This is a genomic window from Rhodococcus tibetensis, from assembly GCF_024438035.1.
Classification (GTDB): Bacteria; Actinomycetota; Actinomycetes; order Mycobacteriales; family Mycobacteriaceae; genus Rhodococcus_F; species Rhodococcus_F tibetensis.
The window spans coordinates 271910-294204 of record NZ_JANFQF010000001.1 but is presented as its reverse complement, the minus strand read 5'-3'; the positions used below and the strand labels follow the sequence as shown (position 1 = coordinate 294204).

The 22295-nt window shown below is 66.6% G+C and carries 21 protein-coding genes and 1 pseudogene; 9 read left to right on the top strand and 13 right to left on the bottom strand.

What is annotated here, in order from left to right; genetic code table 11:
• Positions 1-5: 5 nt before the first annotated feature.
• Positions 6-1658, top strand: coding sequence for a (2,3-dihydroxybenzoyl)adenylate synthase (locus tag NOF53_RS01440; protein ID WP_255965187.1), 1653 nt, complete (start codon positions 6-8; stop codon positions 1656-1658).
• Positions 1659-1729: 71 nt separating this feature from the next.
• Positions 1730-2491 (top strand): NRDE family protein, encoded by a 762-nt coding sequence (locus NOF53_RS01435; protein WP_255965186.1) that lies wholly within the window; start codon positions 1730-1732, stop codon positions 2489-2491.
• 1 nt (position 2492) lies between these two features.
• Here NOF53_RS01435 and NOF53_RS01430 read toward each other — a convergent pair whose 3' ends face one another.
• The 6 genes from NOF53_RS01430 to NOF53_RS01405 form a co-directional block, all read right to left on the bottom strand.
• Entirely contained in the window at positions 2493-2906 is a 414-nt protein-coding gene (locus tag NOF53_RS01430) for an HIT family protein (protein WP_255965185.1), read from the bottom strand.
• A 76-nt stretch (positions 2907-2982) separates the two neighbouring features.
• A complete protein-coding gene (gene purB / locus NOF53_RS01425) occupies positions 2983-4404 on the bottom strand; it encodes an adenylosuccinate lyase (protein ID WP_255965184.1) in 1422 nt (473 codons plus the stop codon).
• A gap of 22 nt (positions 4405-4426) precedes the next feature.
• Positions 4427-5056 carry a TetR/AcrR family transcriptional regulator gene (locus tag NOF53_RS01420; protein WP_255965183.1) on the bottom strand — a complete coding sequence of 210 codons (630 nt, stop codon included), beginning with the start codon at positions 5054-5056 and terminating at the stop codon, positions 4427-4429.
• Positions 5057-5133: 77 nt separating this feature from the next.
• Positions 5134-5559 (bottom strand): DUF1707 SHOCT-like domain-containing protein, encoded by a 426-nt coding sequence (locus NOF53_RS01415; RefSeq protein ID WP_255965182.1) that lies wholly within the window; start codon positions 5557-5559, stop codon positions 5134-5136.
• A 73-nt stretch (positions 5560-5632) separates the two neighbouring features.
• Positions 5633-6799: a pyridoxal phosphate-dependent aminotransferase gene (locus NOF53_RS01410; RefSeq protein ID WP_255965181.1), complete on the bottom strand. Its 1167-nt coding sequence runs from the start codon at positions 6797-6799 to the stop codon at positions 5633-5635.
• A 23-nt stretch (positions 6800-6822) separates the two neighbouring features.
• The gene (locus NOF53_RS01405) at positions 6823-7731 is read right to left on the bottom strand and encodes a LysR family transcriptional regulator (protein WP_255965180.1); all 909 of its coding nucleotides are present in this window, start codon (positions 7729-7731) and stop codon (positions 6823-6825) included.
• A 119-nt stretch (positions 7732-7850) separates the two neighbouring features.
• Here NOF53_RS01405 and NOF53_RS01400 point away from each other — a divergent pair, with 119 nt between their 5' ends.
• On the top strand, positions 7851-9221 hold the full coding sequence (locus NOF53_RS01400; protein WP_255965179.1) for an MFS transporter: 1371 nt from the start codon (positions 7851-7853) through the stop codon (positions 9219-9221).
• Entirely contained in the window at positions 9218-9970 is a 753-nt protein-coding gene (locus tag NOF53_RS01395) for a 3-hydroxybutyrate dehydrogenase (protein ID WP_255965178.1), read from the top strand. The genes NOF53_RS01400 and NOF53_RS01395 overlap by 4 nt, the downstream gene beginning before the upstream one ends.
• Before the next feature lie 73 nt (positions 9971-10043).
• On the opposite strand, the gene purD is transcribed toward NOF53_RS01395, so the two are convergent.
• Positions 10044-11297: a phosphoribosylamine--glycine ligase gene (gene purD / locus NOF53_RS01390; protein ID WP_255965177.1), complete on the bottom strand. Its 1254-nt coding sequence runs from the start codon at positions 11295-11297 to the stop codon at positions 10044-10046.
• Positions 11298-11344: 47 nt separating this feature from the next.
• Between purD and NOF53_RS01385 the strand changes: the two are divergent.
• Positions 11345-11488: pseudogene (locus NOF53_RS01385) on the top strand (ArsR/SmtB family transcription factor); the annotation flags it as partial.
• A gap of 21 nt (positions 11489-11509) precedes the next feature.
• Here the strand turns inward: NOF53_RS01385 and NOF53_RS01380 are convergent.
• Positions 11510-13612, bottom strand: a complete 2103-nt coding sequence (locus tag NOF53_RS01380; RefSeq protein ID WP_255965175.1) for an ArnT family glycosyltransferase — start codon at positions 13610-13612, stop codon at positions 11510-11512.
• Positions 13609-14853, bottom strand: a complete 1245-nt coding sequence (locus NOF53_RS01375) for a bifunctional glycosyltransferase family 2/GtrA family protein (protein ID WP_255965174.1) — start codon at positions 14851-14853, stop codon at positions 13609-13611. Before NOF53_RS01375 ends, NOF53_RS01380 begins: the two co-directional genes overlap by 4 nt.
• Before the next feature lie 85 nt (positions 14854-14938).
• Here NOF53_RS01375 and NOF53_RS01370 point away from each other — a divergent pair, with 85 nt between their 5' ends.
• On the top strand, positions 14939-15364 hold the full coding sequence (locus NOF53_RS01370; RefSeq protein ID WP_255965173.1) for an HIT family protein: 426 nt from the start codon (positions 14939-14941) through the stop codon (positions 15362-15364).
• 388 nt (positions 15365-15752) lie between these two features.
• Positions 15753-16250: an SRPBCC family protein gene (locus tag NOF53_RS01365; protein WP_255965172.1), complete on the top strand. Its 498-nt coding sequence runs from the start codon at positions 15753-15755 to the stop codon at positions 16248-16250.
• A gap of 56 nt (positions 16251-16306) precedes the next feature.
• Here the strand turns inward: NOF53_RS01365 and NOF53_RS01360 are convergent, their stop codons facing one another.
• A complete protein-coding gene (locus NOF53_RS01360) occupies positions 16307-17467 on the bottom strand; it encodes a helix-turn-helix transcriptional regulator (RefSeq protein ID WP_255965171.1) in 1161 nt (386 codons plus the stop codon).
• 88 nt (positions 17468-17555) lie between these two features.
• Here NOF53_RS01360 and NOF53_RS01355 point away from each other — a divergent pair, with 88 nt between their 5' ends.
• Positions 17556-18026: a grhN gene (locus NOF53_RS01355; protein WP_255965170.1), complete on the top strand. Its 471-nt coding sequence runs from the start codon at positions 17556-17558 to the stop codon at positions 18024-18026.
• Between the two features lie 11 nt (positions 18027-18037).
• Positions 18038-18841 (top strand): MBL fold metallo-hydrolase, encoded by an 804-nt coding sequence (locus tag NOF53_RS01350; protein WP_255965169.1) that lies wholly within the window; start codon positions 18038-18040, stop codon positions 18839-18841.
• Positions 18842-18957: 116 nt separating this feature from the next.
• Here the strand turns inward: NOF53_RS01350 and NOF53_RS01345 are convergent, their stop codons facing one another.
• The 3 genes from NOF53_RS01345 to NOF53_RS01335 form a co-directional block, all read right to left on the bottom strand.
• The gene (locus tag NOF53_RS01345; protein ID WP_255965168.1) at positions 18958-19287 is read right to left on the bottom strand and encodes a glycosyltransferase; all 330 of its coding nucleotides are present in this window, start codon (positions 19285-19287) and stop codon (positions 18958-18960) included.
• Complete coding sequence (locus NOF53_RS01340) at positions 19271-20137, bottom strand: glycosyltransferase family protein (RefSeq protein WP_255965167.1); 867 nt, start codon at positions 20135-20137, stop codon at positions 19271-19273. Before NOF53_RS01340 ends, NOF53_RS01345 begins: the two co-directional genes overlap by 17 nt.
• Before the next feature lie 131 nt (positions 20138-20268).
• Positions 20269-22086, bottom strand: coding sequence for an ABC transporter ATP-binding protein (locus NOF53_RS01335; RefSeq protein ID WP_255965166.1), 1818 nt, complete (start codon positions 22084-22086; stop codon positions 20269-20271).
• Positions 22087-22295 lie beyond the last annotated feature (209 nt).

The window sequence follows — 22295 nt, the reverse complement described above, 5'->3', positions numbered from 1 at the left end:
ATTCGATGACCACGAGCGTGCGCGCTCCCCTCACCGAAACCACCAGCTTTCCCGCATCCTTCGCCGAGAAGTACCGGCGGGCAGGATATTGGACGGACGAAACATTCCAGCAGTTCCTGGGCGCTCGCGCAGCAGAATTCGGGGATGCCGTTGCTGTGGTCGGGCCGGACGCTGCCGGGGTCGAATCGAGTCTCACCTACCGCGAACTCGCCGACCGCGCCGATCGTGTGGCGGCCGGACTGTTCGACCTGGGCGTCCGCTCCGGTGATCGGGTCGTCGTGCAGTTACCGAACATCGTCGAATACGTGGAGGTGATCTTCGCGATCTTCCGCCTCGGCGCGCTGCCCGTGTTCGCCTTGCCGGCGCACCGGGACCACGAAATCTCGTACTTCTGCACTTTCACCGACGCGGCCGCATACATCGTCACCGACCGGCACGCCGGTTTCGATTATCGAGAACTGGCCCGGCAGGTGGTCTCCGCGTCGGAGCATCCGCCGACGGTGATCGTCGCCGGAGACGCGCAGGAATTCGTTGCGCTCGAAGAGCTGCGGAGCCCGGCGCCGATCACACTCGAGTCGCCAGTCGACGCGGAGTCGGTGGCCTTCCTGCAACTGTCGGGCGGGACCACCGGTGTGCCGAAACTGATTCCCCGTTCGCACGCCGACTACCTCTACTCTGTTCGCGAGTCGGCTCGCATCTGTGGCGTCGACGAACGAACCCGAATGCTCGTGGTTCTGCCTGCAGCGCACAATTTCCCGATGAGCTCGCCCGGAATCCTGGGTGTGCTGCACGCCGGCGGCCGCGTGATTCTGGCGCCCGACCCGAGTCCCGACACCGCCTTCACCCTCATAGAACGTGAAGGCGTCACCATGGCGTCACTCGTCCCACCGCTCGCACTGGCATGGTTGGCCGCCGCCGACCGCACCGAACGCGATCTGTCCAGCCTCGAGGTGCTGCAGGTCGGCGGCGCGAAGTTCGCCGCCGAGGCCGCCAAGCGAGTGCGACCCGAGCTGGGATGCACAGTGCAGCAGGTATTCGGCATGGCAGAGGGCCTCGTCAACTACACGAGACTCGACGATCCGGAAAGCACACTCGTCTCGACACAGGGCAGGCCGATCAGCCCTGACGACGAGGTGCTCGTGGTCGACGACCACGATGTACCCGTTCCCGCGGGCACCTCCGGGCACCTCCTCACTCGCGGCCCGTACACCATCCGCGGGTACTACCGTGCACCCGAACACAATTCGACGGCATTCACCGAAGACGGTTTCTACCGCACCGGTGACATCGTTCGCCTCACCGACGACGGTTACCTCGTCGTCGAGGGCCGGGCGAAAGATCAGATCAACCGCGGTGGCGAGAAAGTGGCTGCAGAGGAGGTCGAAAACCACCTCCTGGCGCATCCCTGCGTCGCCGATGTCGCGGTGGTGTCGATGCCGGACCCCTACCTCGGCGAACGCAGCTGCGCCTTCGTGGTCGTCCTCGGTGAGCAACCGAAAGCAGCGGAACTCAAGAAGTTCGTGCGCAGCCGCGGCCTCGCGGAGTACAAGGTCCCCGACAAAGTGGTGTTCGTCGAAGAATTTCCGGTCACGGGCGTGGGCAAGATCAGCAAGTCCGAACTGCGCCGAGCCCTCGAGAAAACACTCGTGACACCGTAGGTCCGCGCTGAGGTGATGCGACCCACACCATCGACTTCGGCACCGGCTCAGCGCGCACTACTGTCAGGGGCATGTGTCTGGTCCTGTTCGCGTGGCATACCCACCCCGACCTCCCGCTGGTCGTGGCAGCCAACCGCGACGAGTTCTACGCCCGCCCCACCGAGCCGCTGCATCGCTGGGACGAGGGCTTCGTCGCAGGCCGCGACCTCCTCGCGGGCGGCACCTGGATGGGGGTCAGCGACAGCCTGCGGTTCGCGGCGGTGACCAACGTCCGCGATGGTTCCCCTGCCGCCGGGGCGTTGTCCCGCGGACGGCTGCCCGCGGATTTCCTCGTCTCCGAGGACTCGGCGGCCACTCGTGCAGACAGCGTTGCCACAACGGGCAGTGCGTACGGCAGCTTTAACCTGCTCGTCGCCGACCGGGAGGAATTATGGTGGTCCACCAATCGGCCGCACGGCCACCGCGAACGTGTCGAACCCGGCATCCACGGGTTGTCCAACGCCGAACTCGACACCCCATGGCCGAAGGTCAGCGGAGGCACACGCGCGTTCGGCGCCGCCCTCGCCGCTGACGACGGCAAGCCGGACACCGACCTCGAAACGTATTTCACCGTCCTCGCCGACAGCGAGCCGGCACCGTGGGACTCATTGCCCGACACCGGGGTCGCGCCGGACCTCGAACGGGCACTGTCATCGCGTTTCATCCATCACGGCGAGTACGGCACCCGGGCATCGACCGTCCTCCGGGTCCACTCGGACGGCACCTATGACATCACCGAACGTCGCTTCGACCCGAACGGTGTCACCCGCGAAGTCCGCTTCGACTCCACGTAGGTCAGGTAAGCGCCGAACGGATGACCCCGGCAGTCTGTTCCAGTGCATTCCGGCTGGGTGAGGTCGGCATTCCGCGCAGCCCGAATCCGTCACCGTTCGTGCGAGGGACGACGTGCAGGTGAACATGGAAAACTTCCTGGCCCGCCGCGATTCCGTCGGCGAGGAAGAGGTTGACTCCATGGGCTCGTAACGGCCCGTGCCGCAACGTGGTCGCGATGCGCTGTCCTGCGGTGAACACTGCGGCGCCGTCGACGGGGTCGAGGTCGGACAGACCGGTCGCATGCCGCTTGGGGACCACCAGCAGGTGTCCGGGAGTCCACGGCCGGATGTCCATGAAGGCCATTACGTCGTCGCTGTCGTACACGACGCTGGCTTCGGCGTGACCGGCGACGATTTCGCAGAAAGTACAGTTCACGGGTAGGCACCTCCGGTGCTTGTGCGTGGTTGACGAGTGCCTGCACTCGTTAACCACGCACGGGCGGCGAAGCCGCCTACAGAATTGGGGACGGCTGGTAGGCAGCCGCTTCGGGGTGTGAGTCGACGAGCTTCTGTACCTCGGTGACGACTGCGGCAACCTGAGGTTCGGCCGCACCGATGAACGCCTTCTTGTCGGCGAGCGCCTCGTCGAGGGCTGCCCGGTCGAGGGGTAGCCGGTCGTCGGCGGCGAGCCGGTCGAGGAGGTCAGGTTCCTTGCCCTGCTCGCGCATGGCCAGCGCGACGGCGACGGCGTGTTCCTTGATGACCTCATGTGCTGTTTCGCGCCCGACACCGGCCCGCACGAGGGCCATGAGGACCTTCGTGGTGGCGAGGAACGGCAGGTAGCGGGTGAGTTCTTTTTCGATGACGGCCGGGTAGGCACCGAACTCGGCGAGCACCGTGAGGAACGTTTCGATCAACCCGTCGATCGCGAAGAACGCGTCCGGCAGGGCGACCCGGCGCACTACGGAGCAGAACACGTCACCTTCGTTCCACTGCGCACCTGCGAGTTCTGCGGCCATCGACGCGTAGCCGCGGAGAACGACCTGCAGTCCGTTGACACGTTCGCAGGAGCGGGTGTTCATCTTGTGGGGCATCGCGGACGACCCGACCTGGCCGGGTTGGAAGCCCTCGGTGACCAGTTCGTGGCCGGCCATCAGTCGGATGGTGTGAGCAAAGGACGACGGTCCGGCGGCGACCTGAACGAGCGTGGACAGCACGTCGTGGTCGAGCGAGCGCGGGTACACCTGTCCGACGCTGGTGAACACGTGGGAGAACCCGAGGTGCTGGGCGACCTTCCGCTCGAGGGTGTCGAGTTTGTCGGCGTCGCCGTCGAGAAGGTCGAGCATGTCCTGCGCGGTTCCCATCGGACCCTTGATACCGCGCAGCGGGTAACGGTCGATCAGTTCGCGCAGCCGGGTGAGCGCGACGAGCAGTTCGTCGGCGGCGGACGCGAAGCGCTTGCCGAGGGTCGTGGCCTGCGCCGCAACGTTGTGGGATCGGCCGGCCATGACGATGCCGCTGTACTCGGCGGCACGCTCGGACAGCCGTGCGGCAACCGCGACGCCGTGCGCGTACACGTGCTCGAGCGACCGCAGGATCTGCAGCTGTTCTACGTTTTCGGTGAGATCGCGGCTGGTGAGGCCCTTGTGCACCTGCTCGTGACCGGCGAGGGCGTTGAACTCCTCGATGCGGGCCTTCACGTCGTGCCGGGTGACCCGTTCGCGGGCGGCGATGGAGTCGAGGTCTACCTGGTCGATGACCCGCTCGTAATCGGCGAGAGCCTCGGCCGGCACGTCGATCCCGAGTTCCGCCTGGGCACGCAGCACGGCGAGCCACAGCTGGCGTTCGAGCACGATCTTGTGCTCGGGCGACCACAACTCGACGAGTTCGGGGCTGGCGTAACGGTTGGCGAGGACGTTCGGGATGCGGGTCACGAGACTTCAGTTTACGGCGACGCTAGAGGTGAACGTGGTCCGGCCGGTCCAGCGCCGGCGCGACGAGGTCGACGACGTCGAGCAGCATTGCGCGGGCCAGCCCACGAAGGTCGGGGTCGTGCTCGCCGAGGGCCGTCACCACGGCGCCGTCCACGGTGGCGACCAGACGACGCAATTGTCCTTGCCGTACGTCGCGGTCGGAACGGCGCAGCGCCTCGGTGAGGATGTCGTCGAGCTGTGCGCGCAAGCGGAGCTGAACCTCGCGTAGTTCGGGTCGCCGCGCGCACGCGGTGAGCCGCTCGTATCGGCAGATCAAGCGTTCGCGACTGCAGTCGCTGATCAGAACGGGCCCGACGAGTAGTTCCACGAGCAGGTCGACGGTGGACTCGCGACCGCGACGACGGTGGGTGACGTCGTCGACTCGCGCCCGCATGACGTTGAGGTCGCGTTCACCGTTGCATTCGACGGCTTTCGCGATCAGGTCTTCGAGCGACGCGAAATAGTAGGTGGTGGATGCCAGCGGAAGGTTCGCGCGCGCGGCCACCGACCGATGCCGCACCGCCTCGAAGCCGCCCTCGAGGAGTAGGTCGGCGGCAGCCTCGACCAGCGCCTGTCGGCGCCGTTCGCCCTTGGGAGTTGCCGCTGTCGACACCAATTCATCCTGCCAGCCGGGGGTGCCGCACCAGGGCAGATTGGACTACAGACTGGGAAGTCCGCGCTGTGACGAAGTCACCAGGCTCGACACGAACGGCGACCGAGATGATGCCGTGCGAGGACGAGCCAGATGATGGGAAGGAAGACGAGGGGCGGGACGCGGACGACGGCGACCCACAGGACCGCGGCAAGTACGGCCATCACGAACAGCAGCGTTCGCAGGGCTGCGGCCTCCCGTCCCGGATTCCGACGGATCGGCTCGGGTTCGGGTTCTGGTTCGGTGCCGAAGCGCTGTTCGCCCGGAAGGTCCGCGAACAGTGGTGCGAGGTCAGCCGCAGTCTTGGCGAGATACGCCTGACGGACTCGCGCATCGAACTCGTCGGTGTCGAGGCGTCCGGCCGCGAAGTGTGCGGCGAGTGCCGTTGCGGCCTGCTCCCGCTCCAGGGTTCCTATGCGGAGTCCACCAGGAGTGGAGGGGTCTGGGTTGCTGATTTCGCTCATGGTTTCGCCTCTTGCCCGCGTGCGCCGCAACACTGTAATCCTGGTCATAGTGTAGGCCGACTTCGGTCGATCGCTAGAGCCATCGACGCAGCCGGATCAGTGCTTCGCGCACCTCGGCAGTGGACCCGGCGAACGAGAGCCGAATGGTCCAGTCCCCGTGGACGGTGTCGAAGTCGATGCCGGGTGCCAGCGCCAGCCCGGTGTCCTGCAGCAATCGCGAGCACCACAGTGTCGACGTTTCGCCATGGGACCCGCCGAGGAGATGCCCGATGTCGGCGTACACGTAGAACGCGCCGTCCGCGGGGGCGAGATCGGTGATGCCCAGTTCCGGTAGTCCCGTGAGAAGCAGTTCGCGGTTCACGGCGTAGCGCTGGACGTGGGAGTCGAGTTCGGCCCGCGACTCCGGTGTGAACGCCGCGATGGCCGCGTACTGCGAGATGGCCGGCGGGCACACCGTCATGTTCGACGCCAGGCGCTGCAACGCTCCCCGCAACCCGGCGGGCACCAGCATCCACCCCAGCCGCCAACCCGTCATCGAGAAGTACTTGGACACCGACCCGACGACGACGGATTCCCGCGACGTCTCCCATGCGCTTGTCATCGTCTGCCCGCCGTATCCGATCCCGTGATAGATCTCGTCGGAGATCAGGAGGGTGCCGCGGTCGTCGCACCACCGGGCGAGAGCGGCCAGTTCGTCCGGGTCGATCACGGTTCCGGTGGGGTTGGCGGGACTCGCGACGATCAGACCGGCAGGGGGTTCGGGGAGCGCCTCGAGCATCGCGACCGTCGGCTGGAATCGGGTATCGGCACCGCAATCGAGTTCGACGACGTCGCAACCGAGGGCGGCGAGGGTATTCCGGTACGCCGGGTAGCCGGGGCGAGCGACGACCACGGTGTCGCCAGCGTCGAACGCGGCCAGGAACAACAACGTGAATGCTCCGGACGAACCGGTGGTCACCACCACGTCCTCGGCGTCGACCTCGATACCGGATTTGGTGGAGTGGTACTCGGCGATCGCATCGCGGAGCCCCAGAATCCCGAACGTTTCGGTGTAGCCGAGCAGGTGTCCGTCGAGGACCTGCCGGGTGGCGCTCAGCACGGGCTTCGGCGCGGGCGTGGACGGCTGACCCGCTGCGAGCGTCAGCACGTCCCCGTGGGTGCGTTCGCGCTCGGCGGCGGCCTTCCACACGTCCATCACGTGAAAGGTCTGAATGTCGGATCGCTGGGATTCGGAGCGCACACCCTGACGCTAGCGTGACACCGTCATCGCCCGGCCAACGCGTCCCGGTGGGACTCCACCGTCTCGCGGACGGCAGCCACGACTGCAGCGACCTCGGGTCTGCGAAGCGACTCGGGACGCGCGACGAGCCAGTACGCGAGCGTCGCCTCCACCTGTCCGGGCAGGACCCGCACGAGGTCGTCGTGCCGGTCGGCCATGAAGCACGGCAGCAGCCCGATCCCCGCGGCGGCGCGGGTGGCCTCAACATGGACGAACACGTTGGTCGAGGTCACCGATTCCCGCATCGACACGGTGAGCCGGCGCGCGAGGTCCAGTTCGTCGACCTGCAGCATCGAGTCGATGAAGTACACCAGGGAATGGTCGGCGAGTTCCGCGACGGTCCGGGGAAGGCGCTGCCGTGCGAGATACGACTGCGACGCGTACAGACCGAGGGCGTAGTCGGCCAGCCACACCGCCTCGGCGCGGTGCACCTGCGGTTTGCCCACGACGACCTCGATGTCGAGACCCGAACGATGCTGTGAGGCCCGGCGGGTGACGGCGACGATCTCGACGGACACCTCGGGGTGCTGTCGGCGGATCAACGCGCCAGCGGGTGCTGCGATGTACGCGCTGAACCCGTCGGTGGCCGAGACGCGCACGACGCCCTTCAGACCCTCGCCGCCACCGGGTTCGGCGACGAGACCGTGCACGGCCGCTTCCACCCGTTCGGCCGCCGTGAGGGCCTGCTGTCCCAGTTCGGTGAGTTCCCATCCGCCCGCGGCCTTGACGAGGACTCGACCACCGAGGGTCTTCTCGAGATTCGCGATGCGCCGGGAAATGGTGGTGTGGTTGACACCGAGGTCGTCGGCAGCGGTATTGAAGCGACCCGTGCGTCCCACTGCAAGCAGTACCAGCAGGTCATCTGCGCTGGGCAGAGCCGTCCCTGAAGTCATGTCTGCATATTTGCACACCGCGACTGCATCATGGGGCATTGTGTGCGCACAAATATGCATCAATACTCGGCAGACAACACCCGATGTGTCCCCAGTCACAGGGCAGCAAGGAGCGGCAGATGAGCGTCGACGAGACACTACGCGCGGAGGAGACCCCTTCGGGGCTGAAGAAGGTGGTCGGTGCATCGATGGCCGGCACCGTGGTCGAGTGGTATGAATTCTTCCTGTACGGAACAGCGGCGACCCTGGTATTCAGCAAGGTCTTCTTTGCGGCCGGAGGCAATGAGCTCGACGCCATCATCGCGGCATTCGTCACGTACGCGGTCGGTTTCGTGGCCCGTCCGCTCGGCGGCATCGTCTTCGGCCACTTCGGTGACAAGTTCGGCCGCAAGCAACTGCTCCAGTTCAGCCTCGTCCTCGTGGGCACGGCCACGTTCCTCATGGGCTGTCTGCCTACGTTCGCTCAGATCGGCTACTGGGCGCCCGCGTTGCTCGTCACGCTTCGCTTCGTCCAGGGCTTCGCGGTCGGTGGCGAATGGGGCGGCGCGGTACTGCTCGTCGCCGAGCACAGCCCCGACCGATCACGCGGGTTCTGGGCTTCCTGGCCGCAGGCGGGAGTTCCGGCCGGCAACCTGGTCGCCACCGTCGTACTGCTCGTCCTGACGACGACGCTGCCGGATGCAGCCTTCTTGAGCTGGGGCTGGCGCGTGGCCTTCTGGCTGTCCGCCGTGATCGTCCTGGTCGGCTACTACATCCGCACCAAGGTGACCGACGCTCCGATCTTCCTCCAGGCCCAGAAGGATGCCGAGAAGATCAAGGAGACGTCCTTCAACGTCTTCGAGGTGGTCAAGCGTTACCCGCGTGGCGTCTTCACCGCGATGGGACTTCGATTCGGCGAGAACGTCATGTACTACCTTGTCGTCACCTTCTCGATCACCTACCTCAAGGTCGTGGTCCACACCGACACTGCACAGATCTTGTGGTGGATGCTGATCGCCCACGCGGTGCACTTCGCGGTGATCCCACTGGTGGGCCGGTTGTCCGACAGCATCGGCCGGCGCCCGGTGTACATGATCGGTGCGGTGACCGCGGGAACCTGGGGCTTCTTCGCCTTCCCGATGATGAACAGCGACCACAACGCCGTCATTCTCGGCGCCATCGTCATCGGCCTGGTGTTCCACGCCTTCATGTACGCGGGACAGCCCGCGATCATGGCAGAGATGTTCCCGACCCGGATGCGCTACTCAGGCGTCTCCCTCGGTTACCAGGTGACGTCGATCGTGGCCGGCTCCCTGGCACCGATCATTGCGGCGAGTCTGTTGAACAAGTACCACTCCTCGGTGCCCATCGCGATCTATCTGGCGATCGCGTGCCTCGTCACCGTCGTCGCCGTGATCGTCGCCCGAGAGACCAAGGGCATCTCGCTCGAATCGATCGACGCAGCCGACGCCCGCAATGTGGCCGCGGAGAAGGCAGGAGCGGCAGCATGACCGTGCTTGACCTCTCCGGCCGCACGGCCCTCGTCACCGGCGGTGCGAGCGGGATCGGTGCAGCATGCGCGCGACACCTGGCCGCTCGTGGAGCACAGGTCACCGTCGCAGACCTCGACGATGTCGCGGCAAAGACGCTCGCCGACGACATCGACGGAACGGCCTGGCACGTCGACCTTCTCGACACCGACCAGCTCACGGATCGGCGCTTGGATACGGATATCCTCGTCAACAACGCCGGTATCCAGACCGTCAATCCCATCGAGGAATTCCGCCCCGAGGACTTCCGGCGCATCCAGACGCTGATGGTCGAGGCGCCGTTCCTACTGATCCGTGCCGCGCTACCGCACATGTACGCACAGGGATTCGGGCGGATAGTGAACGTCTCCTCTGTGCACGGGCTCCGGGCCTCGGCATTCAAGGTGGCATACGTGACGGCCAAACATGCGCTCGAGGGCATGTCCAAGGTGACCGCCCTCGAGGGTGGCCCCCACGGCGTAACCAGCAACTGTGTCAACCCGGGTTACGTGTCGACACCGTTGGTGCAGAAACAGATCGCCGATCAGGCACAGCTGCACGGCGTCAGCGAGGCCGACGTGATCGAGAAGGTGATGCTCACCGAGAGCGCGATCAAACGGCTGGTGGAACCGGCCGAGGTCGCGTCCCTTGTCGGATGGCTGGCGTCGGCGGATGCCGGCATGGTCACCGGCGCCTCGTACACCATCGACGGCGGGTGGACGGCGCGATAACACTCAACGAAGGACGTGCACCCCTGAATTGCTCAGGGGTGCACGTCTTTCGGTGCCGAAATCAGGAACAGACTCAGGGAATGGCGATACGGCCCTCGACCGCGGCCAATCCGATGTCCTTGCGAAAGTGACCGCCGGGCAACTTGATCGCGGCAATCCTGGCGTAGGCGTCCTCACGCGCTTCGCCGAGGTCCGCGCCGACCCCGACGACACTGAGCACACGCCCACCCGCCGACACCACCTGGCCGTCGACAAGCTTCGTGCCGGCATGGAGAACGCCCTCCCCGTCGGCGCCGCCGATCACGTCTCCGGTGCGCGGCGTCGCCGGGTAGTGCTCGGCGGCGACCACGACGGTGACCGCCGAACCGTCGTGCCATTCGAGCGGCGCGACCTGATCGAGCGTTCCGGTGGCCGCCGCGTTCAGCAGCTCGCCCAGCGGACTCTTCAGAAGGGCGAGTACCGCCTGGGTCTCGGGGTCACCGAAGCGGCAGTTGAACTCGACCACAGCGGGGCCGTCTTTGCCGATCGCCAGGCCCGCGTACAGCAGGCCGCTGAACGCGCTGCCCCGGGCGACGAGTTCCGCCGCGACCGGCTTGACGACGTCGTCGACAATCTGGGTCACAGTCTGCTCGGGCAGCCACGGCAGCGGCGTGTAGGCGCCCATGCCGCCGGTGTTGGGTCCGGTGTCGCCGTCGCCGACGCGCTTGTGGTCCTGGGCAGGCAGCAGCGGCACGACGGTCTCGCCGTCGACGACGCAGAACAGCGACACCTCGGGACCGTCGAGGAAGGATTCGAGGAGAACGGGGTGACCGTTCTCGAGCAGTTCGGCCGCGTGATCGCGGGCGGCGTCCCGATCGGTGGTGACCACGACTCCTTTGCCTGCTGCGAGGCCGTCGTCCTTGACCACCCAGTTGGGCCCGAAGCGGTCGAGTGCTTCGTCCAGCTTGGCGGGCGAGTCGACGATCTCGCTGTGCGCGGTCTTCACACCGGCGGCGGCCATGACGTCCTTGGCGAACGCTTTGGAACCCTCGATGCGCGCGGCGTCGGCCGATGGGCCGAAGCAGGCGATGCCTGCCGCGCGGACGGCGTCCGCAACACCCAGTACCAGCGGGACCTCGGGGCCCACCACGACGAGGTCGGCGTCGAGCTTCTTCGCGAGATCGGCGACTGCCTCCCCGGAAGTGATGTCGACGGAATGCTGCTCGGCGATCTTGCCGATCCCGGCGTTGCCGGGCGCGCACATCAGGGCACTGACACCCGGGTCGCGGGCGAGGGCGAGAAGGAGGGCATGTTCACGGGCTCCGGAGCCGATAACGAGTACGCGCACGGGTGTCAGCCTACGGGCCGCGGGGAACGGGATGTCCGGAGCGTGCGCTCTACCACCACCTGCGCGCACTCAGCGGGGCTCGCATCGTCGAGCAGGAGTCGAGGAACCACCACCGCATCGCGGCGGCGAAGGTGGTGCCATTGCTGGTCATCACCCTCGCCGCCGCGGATGTCGGGGAACACCCCCTGTGAGTACTGATTAGCCGCGGGCGGTTAATCAGTACTCACAGGGGCGGTCAGGTCGTACAGGGTCACGCCGTCGACCGTGACAGCGGTGAAGTTCTCCTGCACCCACGTCGAGATCTCCGATGCAGTTCCGTCTCCACCCATTCCGCCGCCTCGGCCGCCGGCGATGAAGTAGTGGATCTTGCCGTCCGCCACGTACTGCTGGAATTGCTCCAGCGTGGGTGACGGATCGCTGCCGTTGAAACCGCCGATCGGCATGACCGGGTCCTCAGTGGCGAGCTGGTAACCGGACGCGCTGTTGGATCCGATGGCCGCTGCCACCCAGGTGTAGTTGCCGGAGTCCTGTTCGAGCAACGCCACCAGTTCCGCGCCCGGTTCGCTACCGGAGAGCAGTCCCCCGGCAGCGCCAGCGCCCATGGCACCCATACCGCCCATCCCGTCGGGGGCTCCTGCCACCGCGCCGTCCGTTGCGCCGGAGACGGCACCGCCCGGCATCGCGGGTGCGGCGGCGCCGTCCGAGCGGCCCATGCGTCCGGCACCGTCCATGCCGGGGGCACCCATTCCGGGGCCACCCATTCCGCCGGGGCCGCCGCGGGCGCCTTCGACGTCGGGTCCGGCCGAAACGATCGAACCGGTGTGCGGCGTCGCGATGGTGTCGACTGCGTAGGCCGCCGGTCCGGCGAGCCCGGTGAACAGCGCGGCCAGCGCGACGACGGCAGCGACACGGCCTCGGGTCAGCGCAGGAACCAGCACGGCAGCCGCGGCGACGACGCCGACGACGACCACGGCCCATTTCAGCCACGGCACGAACGACGCGCTGCGTTCGAGCAGAACCCAGGACATGGCCGCGGTGACCAGCAGTGTCGCGGCGAGAACCGCCCGCACCCACAGCGTGTCCCGTCGACGCCACAGCGTCACCGAACCGATCGCCACCAGCGCAGCCACCGCCGGTGCGAGTGCGACGGTGTAGTACGCGTGGAAGATACCTGCCATGAAGCTGAACGTCAGTCCGGTGAAGAGCAGCCACAGGCCCCACACGAGGAACGACGCGCGCTGGGTGTCGACGCGAGGCGCCCTGCCGCGCAGTGCGAGACCGGCGACCAGCAGGATCAGTGCGGCCGGGAGCATCCAGGCGATCTGACCGCCCTGAGCCGATTCGAACATCCGCGTGATGCCGGTGCTGCCCCAGATACCGCCACCGGGGCCGCCCGGGGGCATGCCGTCGCTCGCCATGGCCTCGCCCATGGCGATTGCTGCGTCCCCGCGACCGCCACCGCCAGGCGTGACGCTGCCGGTCTCCTCACCGTTCAACCGGCCGAGACCGTTGTAGCCCAGCGTGAGTTCGAGGATCGAATTGTTCTGCGAACCGCCGATCCAGGGCCGCGACGACGCCGGCCACAGTTCGACGATCAGTAGCCACCAGCCCGCGGAGACGATCATCGCGCCGAGCGCGGCGAAGCACTGGGCGAGGCGTTTGCCGAACTTCGGCGGACCCGCGACGAGATAGGTCAGGGCGAGCGGCGGGACGACGAGCATCACCTGAAGCTGCTTGGTCAGGAACCCAAAACCGACGAACACGCCGGTCAGCACCATCCACCGGGTGCGTCCGTCCTCCACGGCCCGCAGCGTCGCCCACACGGAGGCGATCATCAGCAGCACCAGCAGGGCGTCGGGATTGTTGAACCGGAACATCAGCACCGCGATCGGCGTCAGCGCGAGCACGAGACCCGCGAGCAGACCGGCCGGGGCGCCGAACCACCGCTTCACCGTGGCGTACAGCAGGGCGACGGAACCGACGCCGAGCAGTGCCTGCGGTACCAGCATCGCCCAGGAGCTGAGGCCGAAGACCCGGACCGACAGCGACATCAGCCACAGCGACATCGGGGGCTTGTCGACGGTGATGGAGTTGGCGGCGTCGGAGGATCCGAAGAAGAACGCCTTCCACGATTCCGAACCCGCCTGGACCGCGGCCGCGTAGAACGAGTTGGCCCAGCCGGAGGCGCCGAGCCCCCAGAGGTAGGCGACCGCGGTCCCGACCAGAAGGGCGCCGAGCGCCCAGGGCTCCCACCGCCTCCGGGCGGGAGGTGGTTCGGCCGCGTCGACCTTCGGTTGTTCGAGGGTCGTCGTCATGCGTGAACTCCTTCGGGGCGTGCGTTCCGGAACACCCAGCGAAGGGCTATGAAACGAGTGATGGTGGCGACGAGATTGGCGAGAACGAGGACGGCGAGTTCGACGTGCTTGGATGCATCGGGAGCTGCCGCGTGGAGGACGAAGAGGGATCCGCTGGTGAGGAGCAGGCCGAAAGCGAACACGAGTAGCCCCTGTACTTGATGCCGGGCTGCGCCCTGCGTTCCACGCACCCCGAAGGTGAACGCACGATTCGCTGCCGTGTTGAGCACGGCGGTCACGAGGAGTGATGCCGCGTTGGCCCACTGCGCGCCCATGATCGGATGGAGAACCAGGTACAGCAGCGCGTAGGCCAGAGTGGACGCCACTCCGATCACCGCGAATCTGACCAGCTGCCCGACCATTCCCCGGGGCACGCCCGGGACGAGCGGCTCACGACCGAAACTGGTGCGAAGGCTGCCCAGCGGCAACGAGCCCGTGGACAGCGCGCGGCCGACCCGCCAGACCCCCTTCAGGTCGGCGACCGCGGTCGCGACGATGTCGACCCGACTGTCCGGGTCGTCGACCCAGTCGACCGGGACTTCGTGGATGCGCAGGCCCGCACGCTCGGCGAGGACCAGCAGTTCGGTGTCGAAGAACCAGCCGGTGTCCTCGACAAGCGGGAGCAGGCGCTGGGCTATGTCCGCCCGCATCGCCTTGAACCCGCACTGTGCGTCCGAGAATCGTGCGTGCAGTGCTCCACGGAGGATGAGGTTGTAGCTGCGGGAGATGAATTCGCGCTTAGGACCCCGGACCACACGGGACGAGCGGACGAGCCGCGAACCGATCGCGATGTCCGAATGCCCCGACAGCAGGGGCGCGATCAGCGGCATGAGGGCGTTGAGGTCCGTCGACAGGTCTACGTCCATGTAGGCCACGACCTCGGCGTCCGATGCACTCCACACCGCCCGCAGCGCCCGGCCCCGCCCCTTCTGGTCGAGGTGGACGACGCGAACATCGGGAACTTCGGCGGCTAGCCGTTCCGCCACCGCGAGGGTGGCGTCGACACTGGCGTTGTCGGCGATGGTGATGCGAGCGGAGTAGGGAACGCTGTCGTCGAGGTGCCGCCGCAGCTGGCGCACGCAGCGTTCGAGGCCGGCTTCCTCGTTGTACACCGGCACGACAACGTCCAGCACGGGCGAGGTCGGCGAGGTCTCGGTTCGTACCGGTGCACTCGATGCGCGGGAGAGGGAATTCGTCGTCATGAGTACAAGATCGGCCCGTACGCTCCGGCCTCCCTGGACACGGCCTGCGAGTTTCCTGTCAATGGCAAACGATTAATCTCGGGTCATGGGATCTGTATTCAGCGCAATCATCAACGGAGATCTGCCCGGACGATTCGTGTGGGAGGACGAGGACGTGGTCGCGTTCCTCACCATCGCACCCGTCACGCAGGGCCACACCCTGATCGTGCCCCGGAAGGAAGTGGACCACTGGCAGGAGGTCGACGGCGAGCTGTGGACCAAGGTCATGAATGTGGCCCGCACGATCGGGCAGGCCGTGGGTCCGGCGTTCGACGCCCCCCGCGCCGGCCTGTTGATCGCCGGACTCGAGGTCCCTCACCTGCACGTGCACGTCTTCCCCGCGTACGACCTCGGTGATTTCAACATCAGCAATGCCGATCCTGATCCGTCTCAGGAGTCGCAGGACGAGGCCATGACCAAGCTGCGCGGGGCCCTCCGGGATCTCGGTCACGCAGACAACGTGCCCGACTGAGGTAATCCGACGCCTGCTCCCCCTCGCCCTCGCCACTGTGCAACAGTTTCAGCGACCTTGTTGCGCGGGCGACGATGCTGCAGGACCGCGACACGAAGGCCCCGCAGAAGAAAAGGAGAGCCCGAGGCCGAGCCAAAAGGTTGACTCATTACCGATCATCGTCGGTCACTCCGGCCCGATCTGAAACCCGTGCTGATTTATTCGATGAGCGTCTCCGTGGACGGCTTCATCGCCGACCGCGAGGGCGTGTTCGGGTGGACGACCCCTAGCGACGAGCAGGTTCGGTTCCACACCACGCAGACCAGCGAGCTTGGCGGGTACCTGTGCGGCCGCAGGCCTACATGACGTTCCCTCGCTGGCCTTCGCCCGCCTCAGTTAGGCTTGCGTGATGGCCACGCCTTCCACAGTCGAGCAGTCGCGGGCGATCCCGATCGCGCCCGAGCAAGCCTTCGACGTGACGCTGCCGATCCCGCTGACCGCGATCTTCTCCCGCCGCTACGCCCTGCTGCCGCCCATCAAGCAGGTCCGCGGGCAGGACGGGATCTGGGGCCGGGTCGGACAGTCGCGCACAGTGGTCACCACTGACGGTGGAACGATGCGCGAGCTGCTGACAGGCGTCGATGCCCCGCACTCGTTCAGTTACCGGCTCAGCGACATCACCGGCCCGCTGCGGCCGCTGGTAGACAGCATCGACGGAACGTGGGAGTTCGTTCCACACGGAACCGGAACCAAGATCACCTGGCGATGGGTCCTGCACTCGAGGGGCATTGGGGCACTCGTCATGCCGCTGGTCACCTCGATGTGGCGTGGCTACGCACGACAGGCACTCGAGCTGCTGTCCGAGCAACTGCTCATGTCAGAGTCCACCGAGCGCACACCAGACTGAAGCTATCGGCTGATGGCGATTGACCACAGCTCGAGTGGACTCCGGTCACCGATCGTCTACTGACCTGTGCGGCGCCGACGATCCGCGGGCCAGGGGCCACCCCGCAGCGGCCGGTCGGCGAGCGTGCGTTTCTCGTTGTCGCGGAACCGTGGTTCGTAGTGGTGAAAGAACACCCTGCCGACCAGGTCGCGTCGGCTGCGGACGCCGGTCTTGTCGAAGATGCTCTCGAGATGTTTCTGGACGGTGTACGCAGATACGGAGAGTGCGGCCGAGATCTGCGAGGTCGACGCCCCCTGCAGCACCATCGCGGTGACTTCCTTCTCGCGCTCGGTCAGCCCGTAGGCCGACATCAGCAGGGGGTAGAGCCGGCTGGGGTGCGCGGGTTCGACGATCACGGCGATCCGCTGGGTGCCGGTCGATGCGAGGCACGCACCGTGCAGTACCAGCCACGCTCCGGAGCGGGAAAGCACCCGTGAGAGCGCGACCTCGCCCACGTGATCGCGGTCTTCCGCGGAACGCAGCACCCGGGCGGCGAGAGCTATCACGGCGGCCGGCAACTCGCCGCGATCCCAGTTCCCGCCGGGAAGATCTGCCATCCAACGGTCGACACCAGGGGTGGCGGACTCGATGTCCCAATTGTGGTCGAGGACGAGCAGGCCCGGCGAATCGGAATATTCCGGCTCCTTCGCCTGCCCGTACAGCAACGCACGTCGGGCGCCGCCGGCGAGGACCGGCGAAATCTCACGGAGGAAAGACTTCTCCGTGTCGGTGAACAGGGGCATGCCCTCGTCCCGGTAGAGCGAGAGCGCTCCCCAGTTCTCGCCGGAGCGGGTGCGTAATCGGGCGATCAACTCCTGATCGCCACCGAGTGTGCGGTTTCGACGCCAGCGCGGGCTGCGCGACGGATCACCCTCAGCTGCGTCGTGCAGCGTGGAAATCCCAGTGGCCGAACCCATTACACCGGGTACCGACTGGACATCGTCCTCGTAGTACTCGGCGGCCAGCCACTCACGGGGAAACTCGTCCATGCCGAAGTGATAGTGGCTGGTCATCAGCAAAGACAACGGGTCGACCGTAAACCAGCACGGCGTCCAGTAGTACGGGACCACCCCGGCGACGACCTCCGATGCGTCCTGCCACAACGCGACGAGGCCGCGCGGTGCGGCGCACACTCGTGCGATCTTGTCGGCCGCGCACTGCACGGAATCCGTGCTCACTCGTCAATAGTAGGAGCCCGGATCGACCGCCGGAAATACCAGAAATCTGGAATGGTGCCCCCGCCGTGCCGGGCCTAGCGTCGGGGACATGTCCAAGCCCGATACCGCGAATGTGCGGCTGAGTCCCCCGTCTCCCCAATTGATGCGGCTGGTCAATCCGTTGGTCCGGCGTGCCCTCACGACCCGGTCCTGGGGTCGGCGCATTCGGCGCCAAGGACTGATCGAGTTCACCGGACGGCGTACTGGGCGCATCATGCGGGTGCCGGTGTGCCTGCACGACGTCGACGGTGGCACGCTGATCTTCACCGAGCGGCCGTGGCGGTTCAACTTCGCCGGCGGCGCACCCGTGACGGTCACCCACCGCGGCCGGGTTCGCCGGGGGCGCGCACTGTTGCTCGATGCCACCCCTGCCGAGGCAGGCGCCGCATTCCGTGCCGCTCTCGACGACGGGGCGTCGCCGTTCGAACTCGGCCTGAAGGTTCCCAGGGGATACGTGCCGACCGAAGCCGAGCTGGCCGAGATCGCCCGGTCGCTGATCCGCGTCGACTACGACGACTGAGGAGAGTTCCCATGCGCATCAACAGAATACGTCCCGACATCGTGGTCCTCAGCGACGAACTGGAAGTACCCGGCATCGGACATCTCCCGGTGAACGCCTACGTTCTCCGGGCCGCCGAACCGGTGGTCGTGGACACCGGACTGAGTCTGCCCGGCCGCGGGTTCCTGGAGGCACTCGGATCGGTGGTCGACCCCGCCGACATCGAATGGGTGTGGCTGACCCATCCGGACCGCGATCACACCGGCTCGCTCTTCGACTTGCTCGACCAGGCACCCCACGCCCGGCTGATCACCACCTTCGCCGGTGTCGGCATCATGTCGTGCGAACGGCCCGTCCCGTTGGACCGCGTGTACCTGCTCAACCCCGGGCAATCCCTCGACGTCGGCGACCGACGGCTGACCGCGCTGCGTCCGCCGCTGTTCGACAATCCGAGCACGGTCGGTTGCTTCGACGACCGCAGCGGATCCTACTTCTCGTCCGACTGCTTCGGGGCCCCGCTGGAGACCGCGGAGCTCGCCACCGCCGACGACATCGGCTACTGCCTGCCGAGTGCCGTACGCGCCGCCCAGCATCTGTGGGCCACAGTGGACAGCCCCTGGGTGCACACGGTGGACCAGGAGAAATTCATGGCCACCGTGGCGGCCCTGAGTGCTCTCGAACCCCAACGGCTCCTGAGCACTCACCTTCCACCGGCAGACGGCCGCACCGCCGAGTATCTCGAGATGCTCGCCGCCGCCCCGCAGGCCGATGCCTTCGTCGGTCCCGACCAGGCCGCCCTCGAGCAGATGCTGGCGGGTTTCGAACCGGCACGCTGAGAGTCCTGAGGGGGTGAAGCGCAACCTTGGTCCAGCCGTCCTCTCAGGGGTCCGCTTGTGGCACGGGCCGCAGGCTCGACGTCGGACGGTTTCATGGTTCGGCCACTGGTGCCGGTTCAGCACGACCTTCCCTGACCCATCAGACGTTCACAATCTTCGATTATCGTTGTAGGGGATGGTATTTCGTCGATCTCTTCGCACACCCTTTGTGCGCCGAGACGTAAGGAATCCGAGGCCAAAGTACTGAGTGCGGATCGGCGGATCTCATCCGACGTCAGCGTCATCGGATCGAGCGTGATCCCAGCGTCGAGGGCTGTCAGCCGTTCGGCGTTGAGTTCCTGATCCGCCCCCATCGGAAGGGCGATCACAGGGGCGCCCCAAGCCAGCGCGCCGATGACACTCCCCGAACCCGCGTGGTTGACGACGAGATCACAATGCGGAAGCACGGCCGATTGGGGTACGAAGCGTTTCGATCCGGACGTTGTCGGCGACGACCGGGATGCTGGCCGGATCGATGTTCATACCGACCGTCGCGAGAACGCGCACAGGGAGCCGTCGCAATCCCTCGAGGACGCGGATGAACAAGTCACCGGACTCGGTGTTGAAGACGGTGCCCAGCGTCAGGTACACCCGACCCGGCTCGTCTCCTGCGGCAAGCCAGTCAACGGCAGCCTGCCGGCCGGTGTCGCGATCGAATTCCGGCCGGACCGATACCGCAGTTTCGGCAAGCGGGAAGTCGGGGTGCCGGAAGGACGGCGGAACGGGTGAAACGATGAGGTTCCGGGTCAACTCTGTGCAGCCGGGATCGTCCCGCAGGCCGTGTACTGCTCGGAGCCGCGCTACTGGCTCATGGATGTGTTCGACGCGGGTCAAAGCGCCGGAGGCGATGACGTTGACGACGACGCGCGGGATCTCGGCCTGTTCGGCCGCGATCATGGCTCCGAAGTCCATCTCGTCGCAGACCAGTAGATCCGGCGCCCAGCGATCGATGCTCTGCCGAACGTCGCGCAAGCGCCTGGTTGCGAGAGCGCCCGCGAAATACGCGCCGATCACGGAGAACTCGTGGTCGAGATCTGGGCCGGCGAGTATGCCCGTCGACTGGTCCGTAGGCGGTGGGGCCGAACTTCCGCACGGAAAGTACGCGTCGAATCCGCTCGTGCCGTCAATGATGTTCGCTTGGCCGCATACGCCGACAGCGTGCCCGGCATTGCGGAGCGCTCTTGCGACCGGGAGCATCAGATTCAGATGGCCTATCCCGCCGGCGAAGGAGAACAGGACCTTTCTGACAGGCAGCACGCCACCATTCTGGCGTAGGACCGGCTAGGCCGATTCAGGCACCGGTCAGTGGAACGAATCCAAACATAGCGCTCGATGTTGCCGAAGGATTGGTGACCGGTCGCCAATCCGCTTCGGGCAGTACCCGCTTGTCACCACCTCGGTTCTGAAGCCGGTGCCGGTTGCTGGTTTGCCCGGATTTTGTTTGGAGTGCCGATCAGCTGGTGGTGGGCGAGTTCACGATAGAGCTCGCTGGTCCCGAGCAACTCGTTGTGGGTGCCGACCGCGCGGACCCGCCCGTGGTCGAGGACGATGATCTGGTCGGCGTTCTTCACCGTCGCGAGCCGGTGCGCGACGATGACGACGGTCTGATCGGCTCCGGTGGCCTCGAGCGCCCTCTGGAAGATCTCCTCGTTGCGGCTGTCGAGGCTCGACGTCGGCTCGTCCAACAGCAACAGCGGTGGTCGGGCGAGGAGTGCGCGGGCGATCGCCAACCGTTGCCGCTCGCCACCGGACAGGCGGATCCCGTGCTCGCCGATCAGGGCGTTCAAACCCTTGGCCTCGGTGTCGATCCGGTGGCGTAGATTGACGGTGTCCAGGGCCGACCAGCACTGCTCGTCCGTCACCTCGGGCGCGGCCAGGATGAGGTTCTCCCGAACGGTGCCCGAGATCGCGGGCGCGTTCTGTTCCACGTAACCCAGCTGCGAGCGCAGCACGGTCCGCGGCAGGGAAGTGATGTCCACCCCGGCGAGTTCGATGCGGCCACCGTCGAGGTCGTAGAACCTTTCGACCAGAGCGAGGAGGGTGGATTTACCGGCGCCGGAAAGTCCGACGATCGCGGTCCGGGAGCCTCGCGCGACGGTGAAGCTCACCGAGTCGAGCACGAGATGGTTTGGGCGGTACCCGAAGCGGACGTCGCGGAACTGGATGATCGGCGCCGACGATGCCGACGGAGACAGTTGCCGGTGCGTGATGGTGTCGGTGGCGTCCTCGGCGGGAATCTGCTGGATGTCGGTGATGCGTTGCAGGGCGCCGAGGGCGGCGGCGAGGGACTGCACCGCGGTGAAGGCGGTGTTCACCGGGTCCATGAACAACAGCATGAACAGGATGAACGTGACCAGCTCGGCGACGGTCAGATGGCCGGTGGCCACCCGGTAGCCGCCGACGCCGAGGATGACGAGCAGCGCCGCGTGCCCGGTGGTCTGCCGGAGCGGTTGGATCGCGGCGCCGGATCGGGCCGCACGCACCCCGGCATCGAAGGCCGCCCGGACCCGGTCGCCGAGCCGGGCACGGGCGCGTTCGGTGGCCCCGTTGGCGCGGATGACGCTGATCGCCGTCAGGGTCTGGTTCAGGTCGCCGGTCAGGTCCCCGAGCCGGGACTGGGTCTCGAATGTCAACGCTCTCAGTCGCCGAGTGACATGAAGTGACGCTGCGACCACGATCGCAACGACCAGGACAGCGACCCCGGCCAGTACCGGGTCGAGCAGCACCATTGCAGTCAGCGCGCCGACCAGGACGAGGATCCCGCCGAGGGGTTCGACCAGGCAATCGGTGAGGGCGGCGCGCAGCAGGGTGGTGTCCGAGGCGACCCGGGAGACCAGATCGCCGACGTGGCGGCTCCGGTACTCGCTCATCGGTAACTGCAACAGGTGCCCGATCAGTTCGGTCCGGGCGGTGAGCACCACACTCTCTGCGGTCCGTTGCAGCAGGTAGTACTGGATCGTGCCGAAGACCGCGCCGACGGTGAGGAACCCGACCAGCGCCCACACCAATCCGCCGAGCGGGGCACCGTCTCCGACCGCGCTGATGATCCGGCCCACCAGCACCGGTTGCGCCAGACTCAACCCGGCGGCGGCCGTGGACAACACCACCGCCGCCCCGAGTAGCCGGCGATGCTCACGGGCATACGGCCACAACGCACGCACACCACCCCGGCCGGCAGTGCCTGCTTTTCCTCCCCGCGGATCCATACGCCCCCAAACCCCAGAAATAAGTTCCACCATCATATTTAGGTCCGGCCAGAATGTCGGTTTGAACGCATCTACGGTGGCCGGCACCTCGCCTGCCAGCTGCGATGGTTGATCGGGCGCGGTGAGGTCAGCGCCGGCCGCCTCCGTGGAAGGGCAGGCGCGGAGGGAAGTAGGAACTGGCGGCAGGAGAGCGTTCAGCCGAGACGAAC

What these genes read in the sequence shown, in the direction of transcription:
- NOF53_RS01350 (WP_255965169.1), top strand. Translation starts at nt 18,038, where the DNA reads ATGCGCATCAACAGAATACGTCCCGACATCGTGGTCCTCAGCGACGAA.
- NOF53_RS01355 (WP_255965170.1), top strand. Translation starts at nt 17,556, where the DNA reads ATGTCCAAGCCCGATACCGCGAATGTGCGGCTGAGTCCCCCGTCTCCC.
- NOF53_RS01405 (WP_255965180.1), bottom strand. Translation starts at nt 7,731, where the DNA reads ATGACTTCAGGGACGGCTCTGCCCAGCGCAGATGACCTGCTGGTACTG.
- NOF53_RS01415 (WP_255965182.1), bottom strand. Translation starts at nt 5,559, where the DNA reads ATGAGCGAAATCAGCAACCCAGACCCCTCCACTCCTGGTGGACTCCGC.
- NOF53_RS01400 (WP_255965179.1), top strand. Translation starts at nt 7,851, where the DNA reads ATGAGCGTCGACGAGACACTACGCGCGGAGGAGACCCCTTCGGGGCTG.
- NOF53_RS01375 (WP_255965174.1), bottom strand. Translation starts at nt 14,853, where the DNA reads ATGACGACGAATTCCCTCTCCCGCGCATCGAGTGCACCGGTACGAACC.
- NOF53_RS01365 (WP_255965172.1), top strand. Translation starts at nt 15,753, where the DNA reads ATGGCCACGCCTTCCACAGTCGAGCAGTCGCGGGCGATCCCGATCGCG.
- NOF53_RS01370 (WP_255965173.1), top strand. Translation starts at nt 14,939, where the DNA reads ATGGGATCTGTATTCAGCGCAATCATCAACGGAGATCTGCCCGGACGA.
- NOF53_RS01335 (WP_255965166.1), bottom strand. Translation starts at nt 22,086, where the DNA reads ATGGATCCGCGGGGAGGAAAAGCAGGCACTGCCGGCCGGGGTGGTGTG.
- NOF53_RS01435 (WP_255965186.1), top strand. Translation starts at nt 1,730, where the DNA reads ATGTGTCTGGTCCTGTTCGCGTGGCATACCCACCCCGACCTCCCGCTG.
- NOF53_RS01395 (WP_255965178.1), top strand. Translation starts at nt 9,218, where the DNA reads ATGACCGTGCTTGACCTCTCCGGCCGCACGGCCCTCGTCACCGGCGGT.
- NOF53_RS01380 (WP_255965175.1), bottom strand. Translation starts at nt 13,612, where the DNA reads ATGACGACGACCCTCGAACAACCGAAGGTCGACGCGGCCGAACCACCT.
- NOF53_RS01440 (WP_255965187.1), top strand. Translation starts at nt 6, where the DNA reads ATGACCACGAGCGTGCGCGCTCCCCTCACCGAAACCACCAGCTTTCCC.